This is a genomic window from Micromonospora marina (assembly GCF_900091565.1).
In the GTDB taxonomy this organism is placed as follows: Bacteria; Actinomycetota; Actinomycetes; order Mycobacteriales; family Micromonosporaceae; genus Micromonospora; species Micromonospora marina.
Genome location: NZ_FMCV01000013.1, coordinates 139,615 through 156,604 on the forward strand (window position 1 = coordinate 139,615; position 16,990 = coordinate 156,604).

The 16,990-nt window shown below is 74.0% G+C and carries 18 protein-coding genes and 1 pseudogene; 7 read left to right on the top strand and 12 right to left on the bottom strand.

The window, feature by feature from the left end:
• Window positions 1-49: 49 nt before the first annotated feature.
• Complete coding sequence (locus GA0070215_RS17065) at window positions 50-1,246, top strand: homogentisate 1,2-dioxygenase (RefSeq protein ID WP_091047270.1); 1,197 nt, start codon at window positions 50-52, stop codon at window positions 1,244-1,246.
• A 35-nt stretch (window positions 1,247-1,281) separates the two neighbouring features.
• On the opposite strand, the gene GA0070215_RS17070 is transcribed toward GA0070215_RS17065, so the two are convergent.
• From GA0070215_RS17070 to GA0070215_RS17085, 4 genes are all read right to left on the bottom strand, one after another.
• Window positions 1,282-2,268 (bottom strand): tetratricopeptide repeat protein, encoded by a 987-nt coding sequence (locus tag GA0070215_RS17070; protein ID WP_026268659.1) that lies wholly within the window; start codon window positions 2,266-2,268, stop codon window positions 1,282-1,284.
• 49 nt (window positions 2,269-2,317) lie between these two features.
• Complete coding sequence (ispF, locus tag GA0070215_RS17075) at window positions 2,318-2,800, bottom strand: 2-C-methyl-D-erythritol 2,4-cyclodiphosphate synthase (protein ID WP_026268660.1); 483 nt, start codon at window positions 2,798-2,800, stop codon at window positions 2,318-2,320.
• Between the two features lie 122 nt (window positions 2,801-2,922).
• Window positions 2,923-3,618, bottom strand: a complete 696-nt coding sequence (ispD, locus tag GA0070215_RS17080) for a 2-C-methyl-D-erythritol 4-phosphate cytidylyltransferase (RefSeq protein WP_091047273.1) — start codon at window positions 3,616-3,618, stop codon at window positions 2,923-2,925.
• 53 nt (window positions 3,619-3,671) lie between these two features.
• On the bottom strand, window positions 3,672-4,157 hold the full coding sequence (locus GA0070215_RS17085; protein ID WP_007073334.1) for a CarD family transcriptional regulator: 486 nt from the start codon (window positions 4,155-4,157) through the stop codon (window positions 3,672-3,674).
• Window positions 4,158-4,484: 327 nt separating this feature from the next.
• Here GA0070215_RS17085 and GA0070215_RS17090 point away from each other — a divergent pair, with 327 nt between their 5' ends.
• Window positions 4,485-5,180: a hypothetical protein gene (locus tag GA0070215_RS17090; RefSeq protein WP_091047276.1), complete on the top strand. Its 696-nt coding sequence runs from the start codon at window positions 4,485-4,487 to the stop codon at window positions 5,178-5,180.
• A 181-nt stretch (window positions 5,181-5,361) separates the two neighbouring features.
• On the opposite strand, the gene GA0070215_RS17095 is transcribed toward GA0070215_RS17090, so the two are convergent.
• From GA0070215_RS17095 to GA0070215_RS17110, 4 genes are all read right to left on the bottom strand, one after another.
• Entirely contained in the window at window positions 5,362-5,796 is a 435-nt protein-coding gene (locus tag GA0070215_RS17095; RefSeq protein ID WP_244167028.1) for a hypothetical protein, read from the bottom strand.
• Between the two features lie 39 nt (window positions 5,797-5,835).
• Window positions 5,836-6,888, bottom strand: a complete 1,053-nt coding sequence (locus GA0070215_RS17100; RefSeq protein WP_091047280.1) for a type III polyketide synthase — start codon at window positions 6,886-6,888, stop codon at window positions 5,836-5,838.
• A gap of 159 nt (window positions 6,889-7,047) precedes the next feature.
• Window positions 7,048-8,214 (bottom strand): acyl-CoA dehydrogenase family protein, encoded by a 1,167-nt coding sequence (locus tag GA0070215_RS17105; protein ID WP_091047284.1) that lies wholly within the window; start codon window positions 8,212-8,214, stop codon window positions 7,048-7,050.
• A gap of 40 nt (window positions 8,215-8,254) precedes the next feature.
• The gene (locus GA0070215_RS17110) at window positions 8,255-9,013 is read right to left on the bottom strand and encodes a methyltransferase domain-containing protein (protein WP_091047287.1); all 759 of its coding nucleotides are present in this window, start codon (window positions 9,011-9,013) and stop codon (window positions 8,255-8,257) included.
• 45 nt (window positions 9,014-9,058) lie between these two features.
• Between GA0070215_RS17110 and GA0070215_RS17115 the strand changes: the two genes are divergently transcribed.
• From GA0070215_RS17115 to disA, 4 genes are all read left to right on the top strand, one after another.
• On the top strand, window positions 9,059-9,889 hold the full coding sequence (locus GA0070215_RS17115) for a UbiA family prenyltransferase (protein WP_036346982.1): 831 nt from the start codon (window positions 9,059-9,061) through the stop codon (window positions 9,887-9,889).
• A gap of 142 nt (window positions 9,890-10,031) precedes the next feature.
• On the top strand, window positions 10,032-10,775 hold the full coding sequence (locus tag GA0070215_RS17120) for a hypothetical protein (RefSeq protein WP_026268662.1): 744 nt from the start codon (window positions 10,032-10,034) through the stop codon (window positions 10,773-10,775).
• A gap of 104 nt (window positions 10,776-10,879) precedes the next feature.
• Window positions 10,880-12,322: a DNA repair protein RadA gene (radA, locus tag GA0070215_RS17125; RefSeq protein ID WP_091047332.1), complete on the top strand. Its 1,443-nt coding sequence runs from the start codon at window positions 10,880-10,882 to the stop codon at window positions 12,320-12,322.
• Between the two features lie 130 nt (window positions 12,323-12,452).
• On the top strand, window positions 12,453-13,643 hold the full coding sequence (disA, locus tag GA0070215_RS17130) for a DNA integrity scanning diadenylate cyclase DisA (protein ID WP_018788695.1): 1,191 nt from the start codon (window positions 12,453-12,455) through the stop codon (window positions 13,641-13,643).
• Window positions 13,644-13,651: 8 nt separating this feature from the next.
• Here the strand turns inward: disA and GA0070215_RS17135 are convergent, their stop codons facing one another.
• The 3 genes from GA0070215_RS17135 to GA0070215_RS17145 form a co-directional block, all read right to left on the bottom strand.
• Window positions 13,652-14,416, bottom strand: a complete 765-nt coding sequence (locus tag GA0070215_RS17135; protein WP_091047291.1) for a hypothetical protein — start codon at window positions 14,414-14,416, stop codon at window positions 13,652-13,654.
• Window positions 14,417-14,521: 105 nt separating this feature from the next.
• On the bottom strand, window positions 14,522-15,085 hold the full coding sequence (locus tag GA0070215_RS17140) for a peptide deformylase (protein ID WP_091047297.1): 564 nt from the start codon (window positions 15,083-15,085) through the stop codon (window positions 14,522-14,524).
• Window positions 15,082-15,594 (bottom strand): glycine cleavage system transcriptional repressor, encoded by a 513-nt coding sequence (locus GA0070215_RS17145; protein WP_018788698.1) that lies wholly within the window; start codon window positions 15,592-15,594, stop codon window positions 15,082-15,084. Before GA0070215_RS17145 ends, GA0070215_RS17140 begins: the two co-directional genes overlap by 4 nt.
• A gap of 96 nt (window positions 15,595-15,690) precedes the next feature.
• Between GA0070215_RS17145 and GA0070215_RS17150 the strand changes: the two genes are divergently transcribed.
• Entirely contained in the window at window positions 15,691-16,590 is a 900-nt protein-coding gene (locus GA0070215_RS17150; protein WP_091047335.1) for an HhH-GPD family protein, read from the top strand.
• A 219-nt stretch (window positions 16,591-16,809) separates the two neighbouring features.
• On the opposite strand, the pseudogene GA0070215_RS17155 reads toward GA0070215_RS17150, so the two are convergent.
• A pseudogene (locus GA0070215_RS17155) lies at window positions 16,810-16,990 on the bottom strand (AAA family ATPase); the annotation flags it as partial.

Sequence of the window (16,990 nt, forward strand, 5' to 3'; positions counted from 1 at the left end):
CGATTATCGGACGTCACCGGCCGGAGAACGGGACATATCGGGAGGCGAGATGCCGTACTACCGCAGCGTCGGCGACGTGCCGCGCAAACGCCACACCCAGTTCCGCCAGCCCGACGGCACGCTGTACGCCGAAGAACTGGTCGGCCAGGAGGGCTTCTCCTCCGACTCGTCGCTGCTCTACCACCGGCACGCGCCGACCGCGATCCTCGCCGCGCAGGAGTACGCCCCGCCCACCGTCACCCGCGTGCCGAACCTGCCGCTCAAGCCGCGCCACCTGCGCACGCACAAGCTCGACGGCACCGGCGCGGACCCGGTGCTCGGCCGGCAGTACCTGCTCGCCAACGACGACGTACGCATCGCGTACGTGCTCGCCGACCGGCCGTCGCCGCTGTTCCGCGACGCCACCGGCGACCACTGCCTCTACCTGGAGTCGGGCACCCTGCGGGTCGAGTCGCCGTTCGGCGTGCTCGACGCGGTCGCGGGTGACTACGTCGTCATCCCCACCTCGACCATCCACCGCCTGGTACCCACCGGCGACGAGCCGACCCGGCTGCTCGCCGTCGAGGCGTCCGGCCACATCGGGCCGCCCAAGCGCTACCTCTCCGTACGCGGGCAGTTCCTGGAGCACGCGCCCTACTGCGAGCGCGACGTCCGCGGACCGGACACCCCGCTGCTGGTCGACGGCGAGGAGGTGGAGGTGCTCGTCAGGCACAGGTCTCGGGCCGCAGGCCCGGGTGGCAGCGGCACAGCCTGGACGCGTCACGTCTATGCGAACCACCCGTTCGACGTGGTCGGCTGGGACGGGCACATGTACCCGTGGGCGTTCTCCATCCACGACTTCGAGCCGATCACCGGGCGGATCCACCAGCCGCCGCCGGTCCACCAGACGTTCCAGGGCCCGAACTTCGTGATCTGCTCGTTCGTGCCGCGCAAGGTGGACTACCACCCGGCCGCCATCCCGGTGCCGTACAACCACCACAACGTCGACTCCGACGAGATGCTGTTCTACACCGGCGGCAACTACGAGGCCCGGCGTGGCTCCGGCATCGAGCAGGGCTCGATCTCGCTGCACCCGTCCGGCTTCACCCACGGCCCGCAGCCGGGCGCCGCCGAACGCTCGATCGGGGCGGAGTTCTTCGACGAACTGGCGGTCATGGTGGACACGTTCCGCCCGCTCGACCTCTGCGACGCGGCCGCCGCCTGCGAGGACGACGGCTACGCCTGGACCTGGGCGCGCGAGTCCTGACGGCGGGTACGTGGTGATGCCGGCGCAGGTCCCTCTCACCGGCGAGCGAACGCGGTGAATCCGGCCACCACCGACGCGGTGATCGCCCCGACCAACGGCCACGGGCCGCCGACCAGCGCGTACCCGAGCAGCAGCACCACCGCGGCGGCGGCCGCGTAGACCGGCACGACCAGGCCGCGCGACATCGCCTCCCGCAGGCCGGGCCACCACGTCGCCGGGCGTCGCAGCAGCACCGCCACCGCGACCACCGCCAGCACCGCGAACAGCCGGGACGCGCCCGGCGAGGCCGGGGCCAGGGCGCCGACCAGCACGCTCGCGACCAGGGACAACCCGGCCACCGACAGCAGGAGACGCCGGATGCCGGCGTCCACGGTCCGCGCCGGGTCGGGACGAGCCACCGGCAGGTCGGCCATCGCGGTCAGGTGTTCCAGCGTCTCGGCGTACCGGCGCCGTTCCAGCCGGGCCACGCCCACGTCCTGCCCCGCCTCACCCAGCTCCGGGTCCAGCCGCAGCGCCTCCCGGTAGGCCCGCTCGGCCAGGTCGAACAGTTGCAGCCGCACCGCGACCAGGCCGAGCACAAGGTGCGCCTCCGGCTCGTCCGGCGACAGCTCCACCGCGCGCCACGCCGCGTCCAGCGCCGCCTGCCCGTTGCGTGACGCGGAGAGGATGGCGGCGGCGCTGCGCTGCGCGTACGCGTCACCCGGCGCACGCGTCAGGATCTCGTCGGCGGTCGCCGCGGCCTCCTTCCAGCGCTCCAGGTCGAGCAGCGCGAACCCGCGCGTCACGAGCGCCGGCACGACGATCCCTGCCGTGTCGGCGGCGGCGAGCGCCTCGGCGGGCCGGTCAGCGGCCAGGTGCATCCGGGCCAGCATGGTCAACGCGGGTACGTGCCCGGGCTCGGCCGCGAGCAGCGCGGTGAGTTCGCCGATCCCCTCGTCGTAGCGCCCCAGCTCGGCGAGCAGGTGGGCGCGTTGCAGGTAGCCGTCGGCGGCGGACTGGTCGGGAGCGGCGTCACTCGGCATCCCGGCGAGCGTATCCGCCCCGCCCCAGCCGCCGTTCCCGGCCACCGCGTCAGTCGGCCGGGGCCTCGTAGACCAGGGCCACCGCGATCCCGGCCAGCCCTTCCCCGCGCCCGGTGAAGCCGAGGCCGTCGGTGGTGGCGGCGGAGACGGTCACCGGCGCGCCCACCGCCTCGGAGAGCACCCGCTGCGCCTCCTCCCGGCGCGGCCCGATCTTGGGCCGGTTGCCGACGACCTGCACCGACACGTTGCCGATCCGGAAGCCCGCCGCCCGTACCCGGCGTGCGCTCTCGGTCAGCAGCGCCACGCCGGAGGCGCCCGCCCACTCGGGCTGGCCCACCCCGAAGTTCGCGCCCAGGTCACCGAGACCGGCGGCGGAGAGCACGGCGTTGCAGGCGGCGTGCGCCGCCACGTCGGCGTCGGAGTGACCGGCCAGGCCGTCCTGGTCCGGCCAGTGCAGGCCCGCGACCCAGCAGGGCCGCCCGGCCGCGAACGCGTGCACGTCGGTGCCGACAGCCACCCGAGGAACGATCATGACCAGAGGGTACGCGTCGCGCCTCGGCGGCGGCCCGGGCTGTACGAGTGGAGCGTCGCTCTGACCGGCACGCGTTCAAAATCCGGAACAAGCCGCCACCCGCGAGCGGCGGGCGGCGCGCGTCAGGCGCCCGTGGTCAGCAGGTGTTCGGCGAGGGCCAGGTCGAACGGGCGGGTGATCTTCAGGGCCAGCTCGGAGCCGGGTACGCAGGTCACCGCGATCCCCTGCTTCTCGACCAGGCCCGCGTCGTCGGTCAGCGCGTCACCTGCCGACCGGTGCGCCGCGACCAGCACCGACCGGCGGAAACCCTGCGGTGTCTGCACCGAGCGCAACGCGGACCGGTCGACGGTGCCGAGCACCCGTTCGGTCGCGTCGACCTCCTTGATCGTGTCGACCACCGGCAGCACCGGGATCACCGCGTCGTGCCCGTCGCGGACCGCCGCGGCCACCGACTCGACCAGATGGGGCGGGGTGAGCGCGCGGGCCGCGTCGTGCACCAGGACGATCTCCGGACCGGCGGGTACGGCCGCGAGGGCCGCCGCCACCGACGCCTGGCGTTCGGCGCCACCGGGCACCACTGTCACCGGGGCCACGGGGGCGAGCATCGCGCGTACCGCCTCGACCTCGGTCGCCGGCGCGGCCACCACGATCGTGTGCACCGACGGCGCGGCGGCGATCCGGCGGACCGCGTGCACCAGCAGCGGCTCACCGGCGAGCAACCGGAGCGCCTTCGGGGCACCGGGGCCGAGGCGTACCCCGGCACCGGCCGCAGGAACGAGGACCGCGACGTCACCGCGCGGATCGAGCTGCGCGGTCACGTCGCGGTCCTCGGATTCGTTCGCTGCGGGGTGGGTAGAGGCAGACGCGTGGATCAGGCCTCGGTCAGCACCTTGTCGAGCAGCGTCTCGGCCTCGTCCTTGGTGCTCTTCTCCGCCAGCGCGACCTCGCCGACGAGGATGTCACGAGCCTTGGCGAGCATCCGCTTCTCGCCCGCCGACAGGCCCCGCTCCCGCTCCCGGCGCCACAGGTCGCGGACGACCTCGGCCACCTTCAGCGGGTTACCGGAGGCCAGCTTCTCCAGATTCGCCTTGTAACGCCGCGACCAGTTGGTCGGCTCCTCGGTGTGCGGTGCACGGAGCACGTCGAAGACCTTGCCCAGGCCCTCTTCGCCAACCACTTCGCGCACACCCACGATCTCGGCGTTCTCGGCGGGAACCCGGACCGTCAGGTCACCCTGTGCGACCCTCAGGACGAGGTATTGCTTGGGCTCGCCCTTGATGACCCGAGTCTCGATTGCCTCGATGAGTGCGGCCCCGTGGTGGGGGTAAACAACGGTCTCGCCGACACTGAAAACCATAGGTTCGAAACCCCTTTCGCTGTGTCTAGGGTAACACGCTCAGGCACCGATGTCTCACCGCTGTCCTGACCGTTGGCGCAGCTCAGGGGCCCTGTGAGAGGTATTTCTTCAGCTTGACAGGCGGTCAAACCGATGGTTTAGACACGCTCCGTGAGGAACACGTGACAACCCGGTAAGGGCGCACGGGAGCGTCAGATCTAGGGCTATGCGCTCCTCCCATGGTAGCTGCGTAACTCCGTCCGCGCCCAGGTGTGGCGTTACGGCGGCCGGTGCGGGACGCTGGTGAGGGACGTGACGTCCGCTCACCGAGACGTTCCTGGGGGTCCGATGGGCGTGCCTGACGCTGACGGCCAGGGGCCGCCGGACGGTCTGCCCGGCCTGCCTTCGGAGTGGGGCCGGGTGGTCGTCCCGGACGACGCCTCGGCACTCGCCGACGAGGCCCGGCAGGTCCGCCGGGAGCTGCGCCGCACACGGCAGGGCTCCGGCCGGCGTACCGTTCCGGCCCGCCTCGGGCTGCCGACGCTGATCCTGCTCGTGTCGGTGCTTGTCACGCTCGCCGGGCTGGCCGCCGTGACCTGGCCGCGTGCCGCCACCCGGCCCGGCGCGCCGACGGTGCTCCCCCGCTCCACCACCGCGCCGCAACCGGTCGGCCCGCTGCCCGCGCTGGACCTGGTCGGCGCGGACGACACGCCGGTGCCGCTGCGCAGCCTGCTGCCCGCCATGATCATCCTGGTCGACGCCTGCGCCTGCGGCGAGCAGGTCGGCACCGCGGCGCGCGCCGCCCCGGCCGGCGTCACCGTGGTCACCGTGACCGAGGGCCGCAGCGCCGGGCCCGCGAGCGTCCCGGGAGTACGCCCGCTCGGCGACCCGGCCGGCGGCCTGCGCTCCTACCTGCACCTGTCCGCCCACCCGGGCACCGCCGCCGCAGTGCTCGTGGACCGGCAGGGCTCGCTGGTCCGGGTGGTACCGGAGCTGGGCCCGCTGTCGGACTACGGCGCCGACCTGGCCCGGCTGGGCGGCTGAGGCGCCGGGTGCGGGACCGCTGTCAGTAGAGCGCTTCGAGCCGGGCGTTCAGCTCGGCCCGGCCGCTCACCCCACTGAACCGCACCAGCACCGGCGCGCCGGTTCCGCCCAGCACGGGGACGTCCAGTCGCCCGCCGCACCGCAGCACCCGCCGTGCGTCGCCGATCCCTGCGCCGGACAGCTACACGGCGATCGACCCGTCACCGGAGCAGCTCACCGACAGCCGGTAGTCGTCGCCCTGCGAGGGACTCACCTGCCGCACGACGGGCGGCCCGCCCGGCACCAGCCGGGACGTCTCCCGCCACACCACGTGCGACACCTGCAGCACGCGTGCCGCGCCGTTCGCCTCCACCCGGACCACCACCGACCGGTCCGGCTCGGCGGCCGGCCCACGGCGCGCCCGGAGCGTCGGATCGCCACCCGGGCGTGCGGGCCAGGCGTCACCGGTCGACGGGTCGACCCGCCAGGTACGGGAGATCGGCTCGGCGGTCGCGGGAGCTGCCGTGGCCGCACCCGGCTCCGGTGCCGCCGCCCGCCACCAGGCCGCGCCGGCCACCAGCGCCAGAACGGTCAGGACGGTCAGCGGTACCCGCCCGTCCCGCTCGTCAGAGGCCATGACGGCAGCGTATCCACGCGGCCCGATCGGGGCGAGCGGTCAGCCCACCCGTTCCAGCAGTACCGCGTAGAGCGTCAGTCCCGGCCCGAACGCGACCATCACCACCCAGCGCGGCGGCGCCGGCTCCGTACGCCACAGCCGGTCCAGGATCAGCAGCACCGTCGGGGACGAGCAGTTGCCGTGCTCGGCGAGCGTGCCCCGGGAGGCGGCGAGGCCGTCCGGTGGCAGGGCCAGCTCGCGCTCCACCACGTTGAGGATCCGCGGCCCGCCCGGATGCACCGCCCAGCCGTCCACGTCGGAACGCTCACAGCCGTGCCGCGCCAGCAGGTCGTCGATCAGCGTCCGTACGTGCCGGGAGAGCACCTGCGGCACCTTCGGCGACAGCCCCATCCGGAACCCGGTGTCGGTGACGTCCCAGGTCATGTGGTCGGCCGTGGAGGTGTCGGTGACCGAGGTGACCTCGCGCAGCGCGTAACCCCGGCCGCCGGGGACGACCACGGCGGCGACCGCGGCGTCCGAGAACAGCGCGTGGGAGACGATCTGCTGGGTGTCCACCCGGGCACCCGGTGGCTGGATGTGCAGGCTGGTCAGCTCCGCGCAGAGCAGCAGCGCGGGCCGCCCGCGGGCGGTGACGAAGTCGCTCGCCGCACCGAGCCCGGGCAGGGCCGCGTAGCAACCCATGTGCCCGACGAACATGCGCTGGGTGCTCGGGGACATGCCCAGATCGCGGGCGAGCAGGATGTCCAGCCCCGGGGTGGCGTACCCGGTGCACGAGCAGACGATGAACAGGCCGACGTCGGCGGCGTCCAGGCCGGCCGCGGTGAGTGCCCGGCTGACCGCCTCCTTGCCCAGCGGCAGCGCCTCGACCTGGTAGCGGCGCATCCGGCGCTCGGTCGGCCACTCCGAGACGTCCTCCAGCAGCGGATTCACCGCCGCCTGCCGCCGGGTCACGCCCGAGTTCGCGAAGATCCGCTCGGCCAGCGCCCGGGTGTTCCCCTGGAAGTGCCCCGCGAAGAAGCCCGTCCACAGTTCGTCCTGCCGTGCGGCCGGCGGTTGTGCCGTACCCAGACCCGCGATCACCGGCATGCCCACGTCCCCCACCCATCCCTCATCTCTCGCACCGACTCCTGCTCACCGTGCCGCTCTTCGTTCGCGACTGCGGGGCTCGCAACACCGGCTCACTCCTCGCGCTCACCGTGCCGCTCTTCGTTCGCGACTGCGGGGCTCGCAACACCGGCTCACTCCTCGCGCTCACCAACGAGGGAGCGCGCTGTCCCGGTCCGGGTCGCCGCCGAGCGCGGCGATGCCGAGCCAGTCGGCGCACACGTCGGACGTGGCCGGATGCAGCGAGCCGCAGCGGGCGTCCCGGTAGAGCCGCTCCAGCGGATGCCCGCGCCGGGTCGCCGACGTGCCCGCCGCCTCCAGCATGGAGGCCGCCACCTCGGCGGCGGTGGTGCCGGCGAGCAGCTTGGCCCGCCACACCCAGCGGTTCGTCTCGGCGTCGCCGGGTGCCTCGTCGACCCGCCGGGCCGCCTCGGCGACCACCAGCTCGGCGGCGGCGGTGGCCGCGTCGGCCCGGCCCAGGCGGGCCCGCACGGCGGGCAGACCGGCGAGATTACGCGCGTTGAGGTGCTCGGCCGCGGCGTCGACAGCCGCCCGGGCCACGCCGACGTAGACCGCCGCGTAACTCGCCACCAGCCAGTGCGGCATGAGTTGGGCGACGACCAGGGCCAGCCCCTCGACGCCGCCGAGCAGCCGGTCGGCCGGGACCGTCGCGTCCAGGTGCACGTCGTGCGAGGAGGTGGCCCGCATGCCGAGCGAGTCCCAGGTCGGCTCGACCGTGATCCCGTCGCCGGCCGGCACCAGGAACTGCGACACCACCGACTGGTCGGCGGCGCTGCGGGCGGCGACCAGGTAGCCGTCCGGATGGCCGGCGCCGGAGCAGAACGTCTTGCTGCCCTTGATGTGCCAGCCGCCCTCGACCGGCTCGTAGACGGTGCTGAGCTGGGACAGCCGGGCGCCGGCACCACGTTCGCTCATCGCGACCGCGTACCAGGCGCCGTCGGCCGCCGCGCGCAGCAGCCGGTCCCGCGCCGCCAGCGCCTCGTCCGGTACGCCGAGCGCCTCGGCCAGTTCCTCGGTGACCGCGCCCAGCGCGCCGGTGACCGAGGCGTGCATGTTGAACACCAGCGCGGTCGCGCCGTTGCCCCGGGCCAGTTCGGTGGCGACCGCGGCGTACTCGGCGAAAGTCGCGCCCGTACCGCCCAGTTCGGGCGGCACCATCAGGCCGAACAGCCCGGCCGCCCGCAGGTCCGCGAAGTCGTCCACGGGGAACGAACCGTCCCGGTCGTGCTCGCCCGCGCGGGCGGCCAGTCGCGGTGCCAACCGGCGGGCCGCCTCCAGCGCGTACACAGTCATGTCGCCCCCTTCTCGCGTCCTTTACCCCGGGCGGCCCCGGCTACCCGCCCCGGCGCCCCCAGCCCTGGTACAGCACCGCCGTCGACCGGGTCGGCACGATGCGCGGCTCGGTCCGGTCCGGACGGTCGGCACCGCCGCGCATGCGACGCAGCAGCCAGGTCAGCGTGCCGCCCAGCTCCGGCCGGACCCCGCGTACCGCCAGTGGCACGCCGCGCCGGGCGCACTCGGCGACCAACTCGCGGGCGTCGACGAACAACCGTGGGTCGTGGATGCCGCGCGGCACCGTGGGCAGCCGTTCGCCCAGTTCCACCGCGACCAGCCGGGCCAGCAGCGTGTCGTTGAGCGTGTCCAGCACCAGCAGGCCGCCCGGGCGCAGCAGCCGGCACGCCTCGGCGACCGCCCGCCGCCAGAGCGGTACGTGCTCCAGCAGTTCCCCGGCGGAGACCACCGCCGCGCAGCCGTCGGCGAGCGGCACGGCTGTCGCGTCGGCCTGGATTACCGTCACGCCGTGCGCGGCAGCCTGGTCGAGCGCGGAGCGCGTCAGGTCGACCCCGACGTGGCGGTAGCCCTTGCCGGCCAGGTGCGGCGCCAGCAGCCCGGCGCCACAGCCCAGGTCGACGAGAAGGTCGTCCGGCTTGGCCGCCGCTGGTACCAGCGCCGCCCGGGCCCGGGCCAGCCAGTGCAGCATCGCGAACGCCCCGTCCGGCCGCCACCACTCGCCGGCCAGGTCGTCGTACTGCCGGGGGTCGTTCGGCGGCAGCACCCGGTACGGAGTGGACACCGGCGACGCGTCGGGCATGCGTCGAGCGTGGCACGACTGCCCGGTAACGACCAGACTTCTCTTATGTCGACACGGGTGTTAGGGCTGGTCAGGGCGAGCCATCCGGAGCCCGCTGCGGCGGTCACGGTGGTCGCCGCGCTGCTCGCCGCCGGCGTCGGGCACTCCGCGGCGGGCGTGGCGGCGGTGGCGCTGACGGTGCTGGCCAGCCAGCTCGCCGTGGGGTGGAGCAACGACCTCATCGACGCCGATCGGGACGCGGCGGTGGGGCGTACCGACAAGCCGGTGACCACCGGCGAGGTCGCCCGGCCGACGCTGGCCCGGGCCACCGCGGTGGCCGCCGTCGCAGTGCCCGTGCTGGCACTGGCCGGCGGTCCAGCCGCGGCGGCCTGCGCGACGCTGGGCCTGGTCTCCGCGCTGCTCTACAACCGGCCGCTGAAGTCGACGCCGGTGTCGGTGCTGCCCTACGCGGTCTCGTTCGGCGCGCTGCCCGCGTTCGTGGTGCTCGCGCTGCCCGGCTCGCCGGTGCCCCCGGCCTGGCTGGTGGCCGCCGCCGCGCTGCTGGGCGCCGGGGCGCACTTCGCCAACGTGCTGCCCGACCTGGCCGACGACGCCCGGACCGGGGTGCGCGGCCTGCCGCACCGGCTCGGGCCGGTGGGCAGCCGGCTGGCCGCCGCCGGGCTGCTGCTCGCGGCCACCGTCGCGCTGGTCCTCGGTCCGCCCGGGCCGCCGTCGTGGACCGGCCTGTCGGCGGTCGCGGCCGCCGTCGCCGTGCCGGCGGTCGGCTGGTACGCGGGACGCGCGACCGCCGGACGCTCGGCGACCGCCTTCCGGGCGGTGCTGGTGGTGGCGCTCATCGATGTGGTGCTGCTGGTGACGAGCGGCCGGGTGGTCTGAGGAGTCCCCGCCGAAGGTGGCATTGCCGGGTCCGCGTGCGGGCCTCGATCAGCTCCAACTACCCTGGAGCGCGGTCTGCGCGGGTATGGCCACCCCGTGCCCGGCGGTCGACCGGGCGGGGATCGTGACGAGGAGGACCGACGTGACGCGCTCGATCAGGGGTTCCCGGGGGCCGGCCCTGCTGCTGGCCGGCACGGCGGCGGCGAGCCTGCTGCTGTCCGGGTGCGGCGCCGGGCAGATTTCCGAGACCGCCAACAAGATCCCGTCGGTCCAGGGCGTCAACGTCCAGACCTCCGACGACCTCTACAAGGTGCGCGGGCTCTACGTGCAGTTCCCGGGCCCGACGGGCTACGAGGCCGGGTCGAACGCGCCGGTCAACGTGGTGATCTACAACGACAGCAAGAAGCCGGTCACCGTCACCGTCACCACCGACAGCGCGCGCGACATCGTGCTCACCGGTTCCGGCGCGGGCGAGAGCGGCGCGGCCACCCCGACCGGGTCGCCCACCGAGCCGGCCACCGCCTCGCCGACCGCCACCGACCCGAGCGCGTCGCCGAGCCAGTCGCTGGAGGTGCCCGCGTCGCCGTCGGCCAGCCCGTCACCGAGCGAGTCCGCGCCCGCCGGTCAGCCGGCCCGGATCGAGATCCCGGCGCTCAGCTACGCCCAGCTCAACGCCGGCAACCCGCGCTTCCTGCAGCTCATCGGCCTCAACCAGGAGCTGCTCGTCGGCCAGCAGGTCAACCTGACCTTCGACTTCGGTGACGGCAAGGTCATCACGACCCCGGCGCCGATCGGCGTCCCGCTGACCCCGGCGGCCACGCCGTCGAAGATCGTGAACCCGCGTGAGCACGTCGGTGAGGACGGCGGCGCCGAGGGCGGCCACTGACCTCCGTACCCTTTCCGCCGGCACCGCCGCCGTGGCCAACGCCACGCCGGCGGTGTCGCCGTTGCGGGTGGGCTTTCGTCGTACGGGCCGGTTAGCGTCCGGTGGTGACCACGCCCCGATCGACCCGTGCCGGCGCCGGCCGCGGTCGCGCCGCCACCCGTGAACCCCGCCCGGCCTACGAGTGCGACGCCTGCGGCCACCAGCCCCCGAAGTGGGTGGGCCGGTGCCCCGAGTGCGGCGAGTGGGGTTCGGTGGTCGAGTGCACCGTCACCGGCCCGACGGTCTCCGGCCGGGTGGTCAGCTCGCGGATGCCGGCCGAGCCGGCCCGGCCGATCGCCACCATCAGCGCCGCGCCCGCCCGGGCCCGTCCCACCGGCGTCAGCGAACTCGACCGGGTGCTCGGCGGCGGGCTGGTCCCCGGTGCGGTGGTGCTGATCGCCGGTGAGCCCGGCGTGGGCAAGTCGACGCTGCTGCTCGACGTGGCACAGCAGTGGGCGGCCGGAGCCGGCAGCCCGTCGCTCGTGGTCAGCGGTGAGGAGTCGGTCAGCCAGGTGCGGCTGCGCGCCGAGCGGATGGGCACCCTGCACGATCAGCTCTACCTGGCCGCCGAGAGCGACCTGTCGGCGGTGCTCGGCCACCTCGACGCGGTGAAGCCGGGGCTCCTGGTGCTCGACTCGGTGCAGACCATCTCCACCACCGGCACCGAGGGTGTGCCCGGCGGCGTCACCCAGGTCCGCGCCGTCACCGCCGCCCTGGTCGCGGTGGCCAAGGAGCGCGGCGTCGCCACCGTGCTCGTCGGGCACGTCACCAAGGACGGCCAGGTGGCCGGTCCCCGCGTTCTGGAGCACCTGGTCGACGTGGTGCTGCACTTCGAGGGCGACAAGCACTCCTCGCTGCGCATGGTGCGCGGCGTGAAGAACCGATTCGGCGCGGCCGACGAGGTGGGCTGCTTCGAGATGCACGAGGGCGGCATCAGCAGCCTGGCCGACCCGTCCGGCCTGTTCCTGACCCGCTACTCCGAACCGGTGCCGGGCACCTGCGTGACGGTGGCGATGGAGGGGCGCCGGGCACTGGTCACCGAGGTGCAGGCGCTGATCGGGGCCACGGTGGCCGGCTCCCCCCGGCGTACCGTTTCCGGCCTCGACAGCGCCCGGCTCGCCATGGTCCTCGCGGTGCTCCAGCGCCGCACCGAACGGCTGACGCTGCACGACCGGGAGGTCTTCGCCGCCACCGTCGGCGGCATCCGGGTGGTCGAGCCGGCGGCCGACCTGGCCGTGGCGCTCGCGGTCGCCTCCGGCGGGCTCAACCTGGCACTCAACCCGCACCTGGTGGCCATCGGCGAGGTGGGACTCACCGGCGAGGTCCGCCGCGTCGGCGCGGTACCCCGCCGGCTGGCCGAGGCGGCCCGGCTCGGCTTCCGGCTGGCCCTCGTGCCGCCCGGGTGCGGGCCAGAGAGCAGCGGCGCCGGGCCGGAGAACATGCGGGTGATCGAGGTCACTGACGTGCGGGCCGCCCTCCAAGCGGCCGCACGCGCGTCGGCGGAGTGACAGGGGTGGGATCCACGGGGCGTTTCCGGGCAGGCCACGCAGGCCGCACCGATTCGCCCGACCCGGGCATCGTGACACATCACAGTAACCACGAGAGCACCCACCGCATGGCAGTCCGTAGACTGTGCCCGTGCCGATCGACCGCGATGCCACCAAGCCCGCTACGGCGACGCCGCACGCCCGTACCAGCGCCGTGAGCGGCAACCCCGCCCGTGCCATCAGCGTGAGCGTCAACGGAAGCGTCGGCGGCGGGGCCGGCGCTGATCCGCTGCGCGCCAACCTCGCCCTGATGGCTCCCGGCACCGCCCTGCGGGACGGCCTGGAGCGGATCCTGCGCGGCCGCACCGGCGCGCTGATCGTCCTCGGCTACGACAAGGTGGTCGAGCAGATCTGCACCGGCGGCTTCCCGATGGACGTGGAGTTCTCCGCCACCCGGGTCCGTGAGCTGTGCAAGATGGACGGCGCTGTGGTGCTCTCCAGCGACGGCACCCGGATCGTGCAGGCCGGCGCGCACCTGATGCCCGACCCGTCCATCCCCACCGAGGAGTCCGGCACCCGGCACCGGACCGCCGAGCGGGTGGCCCGGCAGACCGGCTACCCGGTCATCTCGGTCAGCCAGTCGATGCGGATCATCAGCCTCTACGTAAACGGCCAGCGGCACGTGCTCGACGACTCGGCGGCCATCCTGTCCCGCGCCAACCAGGCACTCGCCACGCTGGAGCGCTACAAGCTCCGGCTGGACGAGGTCTCCGGCACGCTCTCCGCGTTGGAGATCGAGGATCTGGTCACCGTCCGCGACGCGGTGGCGGTGGTGCAGCGGCTGGAGATGGTCCGGCGGATCGCCGACGAGATCGCCGGCTACGTGGTGGAACTGGGCACCGACGGCCGCCTGCTGGCGCTCCAGCTCGACGAGCTGATGGCCGGTGTGGACGCCGACCGCACCCTGGTCATCCGCGACTACCTGCCGACCGGCCGAAAGTCGCGCACGCTCGACGAGGCGCTCGTCGAGCTCGACCTGCTCAGCGCCACCGAACTCATCGACCTCGTGGCGGTGGCGAAGGCGATCGGCTATCCGTCCGCCTCGGACGCGCTCGACGCGGCGGTCAGCCCGCGCGGGTTCCGCCTGCTGGCGAAGGTGCCCCGGCTGCCGGTCGCCGTGGTCGACCGGCTGGTGGTGCACTTCGGCAGCCTCCAGCGGCTGCTCGGCGCGACCGTTGAAGACCTCCAGGCGGTCGAGGGCGTGGGCGACGCCCGCGCCCGTGGCGTCCGCGAGGGCCTGTCCCGGCTCGCCGAGGCCAGCATCCTCGAACGGTACGTCTGACCGGCCGCTCAGCCGGTGATCGTCAGCTTCACCGGCTCGCTGATCTTGGTGCCGACGCGGGCGAACACCTGGTACTCGCCGATCGCGGCGAACTCACCGTTTGCCAGCCCGCTCGCGCACTTGTTGTCCCGCTTGCCGTTCCAGCCCAGCTCGTAGGAGCGCTCGAAGTTCGGCGTGAACGACTGCGGGTCCGAGCCCGTGCCGGTGCCGCACGTGTCCGACGACCAGATCTTCTCCGCGCCCGCCTTGATGTACAGCTCCTGGAGGTCGGCCCCGACGTCTCGGCTGCACGTACGGGTCGACACGTTCTTGACCTTGAGGCGCAGCGTGACAACTGCGCCCCGCTGGGCGGTCTGCGGCACCGCAACCGGCGTCACCAGCAGCTCGGAGTCGGTGCAGGTGCCGTCGTCGGAGACCGGCTGACCGGTAGCGCCACCGTTGCCGGTGCCGCCCCCGTTGTTCGCGCCGCCGCCGTCGTCCCCACCACCGGTGTTCCCGCCACCGGTGTTCCCACCACCGGTGTTCGCCCCACCGTCACCGGAGTCGCCCGGTGTCGGTGACGGGCTGCCCGACTGCGGGGTCAGCACCGAGTCCGACGGGTCGGGCCCGGCGGAACCGGTCGGGGACGGGTCGGTGCCCGGCGCGCCGGTGTTGCGGTCCGAAACGGTGCAGGAATAGAGCAGGACAATCAGGAAGAGCAGCCCGGCTCCGAGCACGACGGCACGACGCCGCCAGTACACAGCAGGGGGCAGGGGGCCGACCGTCAGACGCATGATGCGCCTACCGTAGCCGCGCGGCGCACGGCTCGCCGGTCCGACGCGCCGGTAACCCGCCGCCGTACGGCCGCTTTCGTCCACACTGGATCGCGACGGCCACCGTCAGAGGTAGACCTTGCGCTGGTAGATCGCGTGCGCGCCGGCCACCCGGTCGAGGAAGAGCAGCCCGGCGCAGTGGTCGATCTCGTGCTGGAGCGCCCGCGCCTCGAAGCCGTCCGTCACCAGCCGGACCGGCTCGCCGCTGCCGGGAAGCGCGCCCTCGACCACCAGACGGCTGGCCCGCTTCACGTCGCCGGTCAGGTCCGGCACCGACATGCAGCCCTCCCGCCCGGCCTTCCACCGGGACGCCTCCACCACGCGCGCGTTGCAGAGCACGAACGTGCCGTGCACGGTGACCGCCTTCGGGTGCCCCGTGACGTCCACCGCGAACACCTGCGCGCTGACCCCGACCTGCGGCGCCGCCAGTCCCACACAACCGGGCGAGACGCGCATCGTGGCCACCAGGTCCGCGGCGAGGCGCACCACCTCGGCGGATGTGGGGTCGACCTCCGGCCCGGGCCGGCTCAGCACCGGCTCCGGCGCGGTGACCACCGGGCGTACCGCACCGGGAACGCCGAGCTTCTCCGGTGTCCAGCCGCCCAGGCCCGCGTACTCCGGCCCGGTCACAGCAGATCCGTGTCCGCCGGGCGGAGGCTGACCCCCACGCCCAGCTCCGCGGCGACCCGGGTGAGGCGACCGGCCACCTCGTCGGACACACCGGGCGGCAAGTCGACCTCGGCGACCACCACGTACAGCGAACCGGTCAGCCGGGTGCTCAGGTCGGTCACGTTTCCGCCCGCGTCGGTAAGCACCCGGGTCATGGCCGCGACGATGCCCATCCGGTCGGCGCCGTGCACCGCCAGCACGTACGGCTCACCCGTGGGCTCACTGCCACCGTCGGGCGTGACAGCACGTACGGTCGCCAGCAGGCGCCCGTCGGCGGCGAGCGGAGCCAGCGCGGCCTCGACGTCGGCGGCGGCCGGGCCCACGCAGATCAGCGTCATCGCGAAGTGTCCACGCAGCCGGGTCATCGTCGAGTCGGTGAGGTTCGCGCCGAGCCGGGCGAGGACCTCCGCGACGTCGGCCACGATGCCCGGCCGGTCCCGGCCGATGACGGTGATCGCGAGCTCGTTCATTCGGACATTCTGCCCCGACGCCCATGATCGATCGCGCCCGGCCACCCGGCCCGCCCAACCTGCGGGAAAGACCGCCGTGACATGATCGACGGCGCGATGTCCGATCCCACATTCGCCACCCAGGTCAGCCGGTGGTACGAGCGCAACGCCCGCGACCTGCCGTGGCGCAAGCCCGGCATCGGCGCCTGGGCGATCCTGGTCAGCGAGGTCATGCTCCAGCAGACCCCTGTGGTCCGGGTGGTGCCCGCCTTCCAGGCGTGGCTGGCCCGCTGGCCCGAGCCGCGCGCGCTCGCCGAGGACACCCCGGCCGAGGCGATCCGGATGTGGGGGCGGCTCGGCTACCCCCGCCGGGCGGTACGCCTGCGCGAGTGCGCGGTGGCGATCGTCGAGCGGCACGGCGGCGTGGTGCCCGACCGGCTCGACCAGTTGCTGGCGCTGCCGGGCGTCGGCACGTACACGGCCCGCGCGGTCGCCGCGTTCGCGTACGGGCAGCGACACCCGGTGGTGGACACAAACGTCCGGCGCGTGGTGTGCCGGGCGATCGCCGGTGAACCCGACGCCGGCCCCACCACCCGCCCGGCCGACCTGGTCGCCACCGAGGAACTGCTGCCGGTCGAGCCGGCCGCCGCCGCGTTGGCCAGTGCCGCGTTCATGGAACTCGGGGCCGTCGTCTGCACCGCCCGTGCGCCGCGCTGCGCGGTCTGCCCGGTCGAGTCGAGCTGCGCCTGGCGGGCCTCCGGGCAGGCTGCGCCCACGGGTCCGACCCGCCGGCCGCAGCGCTACGCCGGCACCGACCGGCAGGTGCGCGGACTGCTGCTCGCGGTGCTGCGGGAGTCCACCGGTCCGGTGCCGCACCAGCGGCTGGACCAGGTGTGGCACGACGACGTCCAGCGGGCGCGAGCGCTGGCCGGGCTGGTCACGGACGGCCTGGTGGAACCGGTGGGCGAGGAGTCATTCCGCCTGGCCGGCGACGGCCCCGCCGTCCCCCTTCCCTAATCCCGCACCCGCCGCGCCCCGGCCCAGCCCAGCCCGGCCCGGCCCGGCCCGACCCGGCCCCGTTGATCATGAAGTTGACCGCAACTTCCGTCCGATTTGTCGCCGTCAACTTCATGATCGACACGTGCGGGCGGGGCGGGGTGGGCGGTGCGGTGGGCAGAAGAAGGCGACGGCCCCGGTGGCTTTCGCCTGCCGGGGCCGTCGCCCTTGATGCTCTGGTTATGCGGCGTCGTCCGCGCCGGTGGCGGCGGTGCCGCCGAGGTCCGCCGGGACCGCGTCCGGCACGGCGTCCGGCCGGTCCGCGCCCCGGAAGACGAGCTTGGACTTGTCGATGTTTTCCGGGTCGCCCTCGCAGTCCACCACCACGATCTGGCCCGGGGTCAGTTCGTTGAAGAGGATC